We start from the raw sequence: 6,268 nt of genomic DNA, 5'->3' as shown, positions 1-6,268 counted from the left end.
GGTACCCGGATGCCCATTCCCAACCTTTTCAACGGCGTCAGCCGCCAGAATGCGTGCGGTGTTGACCGCCTGATCGTCAACAGAATCCCATGTTAAAGCTGCCATGATTTGTGGCCTTTCAGATTGTCGGAGTGTGATGATGGTGAGGGTTTCGCGTGGTGCGAAGTTCCGTTGAGAACCTGCAGCACGAAGCCCGTGTTGCGGTGATGGCGCACCAGGTTCAGCGTGGCGTTGTCGATGCTTCCAACGTCGAGGCCCAGTGCTTCGGTCAGCGTGACGCGGATGAGCGTTCCGTGGGTGACGACGATGATGCGAGCGCCGGGGTAGTCCTGCGACAGCGCGTGCAACGCGTCGAGGCCGCGCGCGGCAACTTCCGGCTCAGATTCGGCGCCGTAGTACCCACCAGGAATGCGCAGGGAATCAAGCTCGGCACCTTCGAGCATCCCTTCGGTGGGCCCATAATCGCGTTCAACCAGGCCAGGAATGCGCCGGATGACGTCGAGGTTAAGGTCGGCGGCAATGACGTCGGCGGTTTCTGCGGCGCGAATCAGGGGTGACGATACAACGAAGTCCCAATCGAACTGAGACAGGGCGGGCACGGCCTGACCGGCCTGATTCCGACCAATGTCATTGAGGGGGATATCCGTGGAGCCTTGGAGCCGCCTGGCTGCATTCCAATCGGTCTGGCCGTGGCGGATGAGAGCAAAAGTTGTTGATGGTGAAATTCTGTGTTCCTTGCTGTGGTGGCGCTCTGCTGAGCGAAGCGCGGAGTTGTGGTGTGGTGTTGCCGGCACGATTCGAGCTCTGGCTTCAACCCCTGTCCAATCTAACCCTTACGTAAGTGTATAGTTAAATCAACGTGATCCGGTGTCTACGACGAGGTCGAGTTCATCCCTCCGTCGACAGCCGAGGCATATCGCATGCCTCCACCAGGATCACGACGAAGACGTCGCCGACCTGTTCCACGGTTGGCATGAAGGAGAAATACGCATGACAATAACTACCCATACAACGCCCACACCGACCGAGAAGTTGTCGGACGCCGGCGTGAGCATTTGGTTTGACGATCTGTCGCGGGACCGCATCCGCTCGGGTAATCTGCAAAGTCTTATCGACACCCGCAACGTCGTCGGAGTGACGACTAACCCGACGATTTTCGCTGGGGCGCTGGCCAACGGTGATGCCTACACCGAGCAGGTGCAGGTGCTCGCCCGATCCAAGTCCAGCGTCGATGATGCCGTGTTCGAGATCACCACGACCGACGTTCAGCAGGCATCGGACATTTTCGCCCCCATTTTCGAAAAGACTCGCGGATTCGATGGCCGCGTGTCAATTGAATGCGCCCCGGTGAACGCCCACGATGCGGTCGCGACGATCAAGGAGGCACAGGCATTGTGGGCGAAGATCGACCGCCCCAATGTCCTGATCAAGATCCCGGCAACGATCGCGGGGCTGGCGGCAATCACCGAGGTGATCGGCGCAGGAATCAGCGTGAACGTCACGCTGATCTTCAGCTTGGAACGCTACCGCGAGGTCATCGCTGCCTACCTGAGCGGCCTGGAAAAGGCCCAGGATGCCGGAATCGACCTCTCGACGATCCACTCTGTTGGATCGTTCTTCGTCTCCCGTCTCGATACTGAGATCAACACTCGCTTGGAAGCAATTGGAACCGAGGAAGCCCTGGCACTGAAGAGTCAGGCCGGAATCGCCAACGCCCAACTCGCGTATCAGGTCTATCAGCAGGAGTTCGCGACTGAGCGTGCCCGCGGTCTGTTTCAGGCCGGCGCGAATGAGCAACGTCCCCTCTGGGCGTCCACCGGCGTCAAGGATGCGTCCTTGCCCGACACCATGTATGTGGTGGAACTGGTCGCGAGCGATGTGATCAACACCCTTCCCAAAAAGACTCTGGAGGCCACTTTTGATCACGCCGTCGTGCGCGGGGATACCATCTCGGACTCGTACGGCGCTGCCGTCGAGGTCATGAATCGCCTCACCGCTCTCGGCATCTCATACGCCGAAGTCACCGCCCTGCTGGAACGAGAGGGAGTCGAGAAATTCACGACGTCCTGGAATGAACTCCGTGAAACGGTGCGCGTCGCACTGGAGACCGCCAAGTGACCGTCAAGATCCTCGTCACCGGCGAACCGGCCTGGGCCGGACGCGACGTCATCCCGCAGCTCATCACCGATCGCGTCGCGTCCCGCATCAGAGCTACCGATGCGACGCTGTGGGGGCCAGACAGCGAAGCCGAAGCATCCGTTCGTCTCGGCTGGACCGAGGCCGCGACCGTCTCACGGCCTCTGATTCCCAAGATTCTGGCCCTGCGAGACAGTCTCCGCGCAGCAGGCATCACCCACATCGTCTTGGGCGGGATGGGCGGCTCGTCACTTGCTCCGGAAACCATTACACGGTCGGCGGGTGTCGAATTGACCGTGCTCGACGCAACCGATCCCGACCAGGTACTGGCCGCCCTGGCCGACCGCCTCGCCACCACAGCGGTTGTCATTTCGTCGAAGTCCGGTGGGACCGTCGAAACCGACAGCCAGAAGCGCGTTTTTGAGTTTGCGTTCGAACAGGCCGGAATCGACCCGACCGAACGCATCATCATCGTCACCGATCCGGGATCACCACTCGACCTGAGCGGCCGGGAAGCGGGCTACCGGGTGTTCAACGCCGACCCGGCTGTCGGCGGACGCTACTCGGCACTGACCGCCTTCGGACTGGTGCCCTCCGGCCTTGCCGGGGCCGACATTGCTCAGCTTCTCGCTGAAGCCGAAGCCATCACACCGGATCTCAGCCGCGATAGCGCCGACAACCCGGCACTGATCCTCGGCGCGGCCATCGCGGGAACGTCACCATTGCGCGACAAACTGGCATTCATTTCCGACGGCTCCCGCACCGTGGGGTTCGGCGACTGGGCCGAACAACTCATCAGCGAATCCACCGGCAAAATTGGCCGCGGCATACTTCCCGTGGTGCTCAACGTCACAGCCCCCGAACTTGACCTGAATCAAGCCATGCATCTGCCCGATGTGCAGTTCGTTCGACTGGTCGACGACGCCGACACCTATGATCGGGCACGCAGCCACGACATCATCATGAGCGGCCCCCTCGGCGCTCAAATGATGGTCTGGGAATACGCCACCGTCATCGCCGGCCGCATCTTGGGAATCAACCCCTTCGATCAGCCCGACGTGGAAGCCGCGAAGATCGCCTCACGCGGGCTGCTGGATGGTCAACCAGACTTGGCCGCGCCTGACTTGTCCCAAGGTGGAATCGACGTCCGCGGTTCCAAGGACCTGCTCGGTTCCGCGACGACGGTGAAAGCTGCCATCGACGCTTTGCTCTCCCGCCTCGGAGACGACGGCTACATCGCGATCCACGCCTACGCAAACCGGCTGGCGCTGCCGGAACTGGAGGGCCTGCGCGATCTGCTCGCCACCAAGGCGCGTCGCCCGGTTACGTTCGGCTGGGGACCACGCTTTCTGCACTCCACCGGCCAATACCACAAGGGTGGGACCCCCACCGGGGTGTTCCTGCAGATCACCACGGTCTCGGACAACGATCTGCCAATCCCCCGCCGCCTCTTCACGTTTGGTCAGCTGATCACCGCCCAGGCCGCCGGTGATGCCGCCGTGCTCGCCGGCCAGGACCGCCCGGTACTCACCCTGAATCTGACGTCGCCCCGCGCCAACCTGCCCGCGCTCATCGCCGCACTGAGCTGAGCCAGTGACACTCACTGAAACCAGCAACCCCCTGCGCCGAGCGGATGATCAACGCCTCAATCGGATCGCCGGGCCGAGCACCCTAATCATCTTTGGAATCACCGGCGACTTGTCACGCAAGAAGCTGCTGCCGGCGATCTACGATCTGGCCCATCGCGACCTACTGCCGCCCGGCTTCGCACTGGTCGGATTCGCCCGACCAGACAGCGAAGACCACGATTTTGAACGGGTGGCGTACGAAGCCGTCAAACAATACGCTCGCACGCCTTTCGACGAGAAAATCTGGCACCAGCTCGTCGCCGGCATGCGATTTGTGCACGGCGACTTCGCCGACGCCACAGCGTTCACCCGCCTGAAAGACACCATCGATGAGGTCGACGCCACCCGTCACACGCACGGCAATCATGCCTTCTACCTCTCCATCCCGCCCCACGCGTTTCCAGTCGTTACCCAACAGCTGCGCGCCGCCGGTCTAGCCGACCAGGCGGACGACGCGTGGCGCCGCGTGGTCATCGAAAAGCCCTTCGGGAGCGACCTCGAGACTGCACGTGAGTTGAATGACATTGTCGAATCGACCTTTCCCGCCGACTCCATCTTTCGCATCGACCATTATCTGGGCAAGGAGACCGTCCAGAACATTCTGGCCGTGCGGTTCGCCAACCAGATGTTTGAACCCTTATGGAACGCCAACTACGTCGATCACGTGCAAATCACCATGGCGGAAGACATCGGCATCGGCGGTCGGGCCGGGTACTACGACGGCATCGGCGCGGCTCGAGACGTGATCCAAAACCATCTTCTCCAGCTCCTGGCGCTCACAGCAATGGAAGAGCCCCTCTCCTTCGACGCCCACGATTTGCGCGCGGAGAAAAAGAAAGTGCTCGCTGCCGTCACACTGCCCGCTGACCTCACGGCAAGCACGGCGCGCGGTCAATACACCAGCGGCTGGCAGGGCGGCGAGCACGTTCCGGGATTTCGCGACGAGTCCGGAATGAATCCACTCTCAACGAGCGAAACCTACGCGGCCATGCGGCTGGAGGTCGGGTCCCGACGATGGCAAGGCGTTCCCTTCTACCTGCGCGCCGGGAAACGCCTCGGACGCCGGGTCACCGAGATCGCCCTCATCTTCAAAACCGCGCCCGAGCATCTTTTCGGTGACAGCGACTCGTCGGGCCTGGGCCAGAACGCCCTGGTCATCCGAGTCCAACCCGACGAAGGAGTCACCTTGCGGTTTGGGTCGAAGGTGCCGGGCGCCACCATGCAGGTTCGGGACGTCACCATGGACTTCAGCTACGGTCATGCCTTCACCGAGGCGAGCCCCGAAGCGTACGAACGTTTGATTCTCGACGTGCTCCTCGGCGACCCGCCTTTGTTTCCTCGCCACCGAGAAGTCGAACTGTCCTGGAAGATTCTGGACCCGATCGAGAAGTTCTGGGCCACCCAAGGCCAGCCCGAACTGTATCGGTCCGGTACCTGGGGTCCCGTCTCCGCTGAACTGATGATGCACCGCGACGGCCGAGCCTGGAGGCGCCCGTGATCTACCACTACCCCAACACCACCGTCAGCGCTCTCAACAAGGCGCTCGTCACCATTCGCGATACCGCTGGCTCGTCGGCCCTGGGCCGGGTGCTCACCCTGGTCATCGCCACCGAACCCGGCGCCGCCGAAGAGGCCATCATCGCTGCCGAAGGCGCCGCGCGCGAACACCCCCTGCGCGTGATCGTGCTGTCCACTGTCTCGGTCTCTGTGTCGGGCGGACCGCACCTCGACGGCGAAATCCGCCTTGGCGGTGAGTCGGGCCCCAGCGAAGTCATCCTCCTCACTGCCCACGGAACTGCGGCGGACGATCAGGAAGCCCTCGTCACCGGACTTCTGCTGCCCGACGCACCCGTCATCGCCTGGTGGCCCGGCCAGGCGCCCGAACGTGTGGCGCAGTCATCCCTGGGGCGGATCGCTGCGCGTCGAATCACAGATTCGCGTGCCCAGCCAGCACCAGTCGAAGACCTGTCGCGATTGTCCCGGGGATACACCCCGGGAGATTCTGATCTGGCCTGGACCCGACTAACGCTATGGCGCAACCAACTGGCGGCCGTACTCGACCCGCCCGCATCCGCCACGGTCACGCACGTTGATATCGAGGGAGCGGATGATTCATCCTCTGTCGTCCTTCTGGCAGCGTGGCTGAAACTTCAGCTTCAGGTTCCCGTGCTGCTGCTGACGAGCACCCGAGAATCTGGCGCGGCCGGAATCTATCGCGTGCGACTGCACAGCGCGACCGGCGTCGTCGATCTGCACCGCTCCCTACCGGCTCCAGCTCTGCTCAACCAACCGGATCAACCGGCCCAAAACGTGTCGTTGCCCCGCCGAAGCCTCCTGGAATGCCTCACGGAAGAGTTGCGTCATCAAGGCGCGGATACCCTCTACGGTGACGTCATTACCAGCGGTCTCGCTCAGCTCCTCAGCAGCGACGGCGCCTGGGACCACAACGAAAACACCCGAATTCCCGACGGCGTCGATCCTTATGCCTACGTTTGATGAGCACA

At 62.3% G+C, this 6,268-nt stretch carries 5 protein-coding genes; 4 read left to right on the top strand and 1 reads right to left on the bottom strand.

Annotated features, from left to right (window positions below):
* Positions 1–92: 92 nt before the first annotated feature.
* Positions 93–698: a histidine phosphatase family protein gene (locus tag CXY71_RS03030; protein WP_368665849.1), complete on the bottom strand. Its 606-nt coding sequence runs from the start codon at positions 696–698 to the stop codon at positions 93–95.
* Between the two features lie 292 nt (positions 699–990).
* Between CXY71_RS03030 and tal the strand changes: the two genes are divergently transcribed.
* From tal to CXY71_RS03010, 4 genes are read left to right on the top strand one after another with little or no spacing between them, the layout of a single operon-like run.
* Positions 991–2,118 (top strand): transaldolase, encoded by a 1,128-nt coding sequence (gene tal / locus CXY71_RS03025; RefSeq protein ID WP_104134219.1) that lies wholly within the window; start codon positions 991–993, stop codon positions 2,116–2,118.
* Positions 2,115–3,725: a glucose-6-phosphate isomerase gene (locus tag CXY71_RS03020; RefSeq protein WP_104134218.1), complete on the top strand. Its 1,611-nt coding sequence runs from the start codon at positions 2,115–2,117 to the stop codon at positions 3,723–3,725. The genes tal and CXY71_RS03020 overlap by 4 nt, the downstream gene beginning before the upstream one ends.
* A 4-nt stretch (positions 3,726–3,729) precedes the next feature.
* Entirely contained in the window at positions 3,730–5,262 is a 1,533-nt protein-coding gene (gene zwf / locus CXY71_RS03015) for a glucose-6-phosphate dehydrogenase (RefSeq protein ID WP_104134217.1), read from the top strand.
* Positions 5,259–6,260 carry a glucose-6-phosphate dehydrogenase assembly protein OpcA gene (locus CXY71_RS03010; protein WP_104134216.1) on the top strand — a complete coding sequence of 334 codons (1,002 nt, stop codon included), beginning with the start codon at positions 5,259–5,261 and terminating at the stop codon, positions 6,258–6,260. The genes zwf and CXY71_RS03010 overlap by 4 nt, the downstream gene beginning before the upstream one ends.
* Positions 6,261–6,268: the final 8 nt, after the last annotated feature.

Source organism: Cryobacterium sp. Y62 (assembly GCF_002929785.1).
GTDB lineage: Bacteria > Actinomycetota > Actinomycetes > Actinomycetales > Microbacteriaceae > Cryobacterium.
The sequence above is the reverse complement of the archived record's forward strand: the minus strand, read 5'-3'. Positions and strand labels throughout refer to the sequence as shown.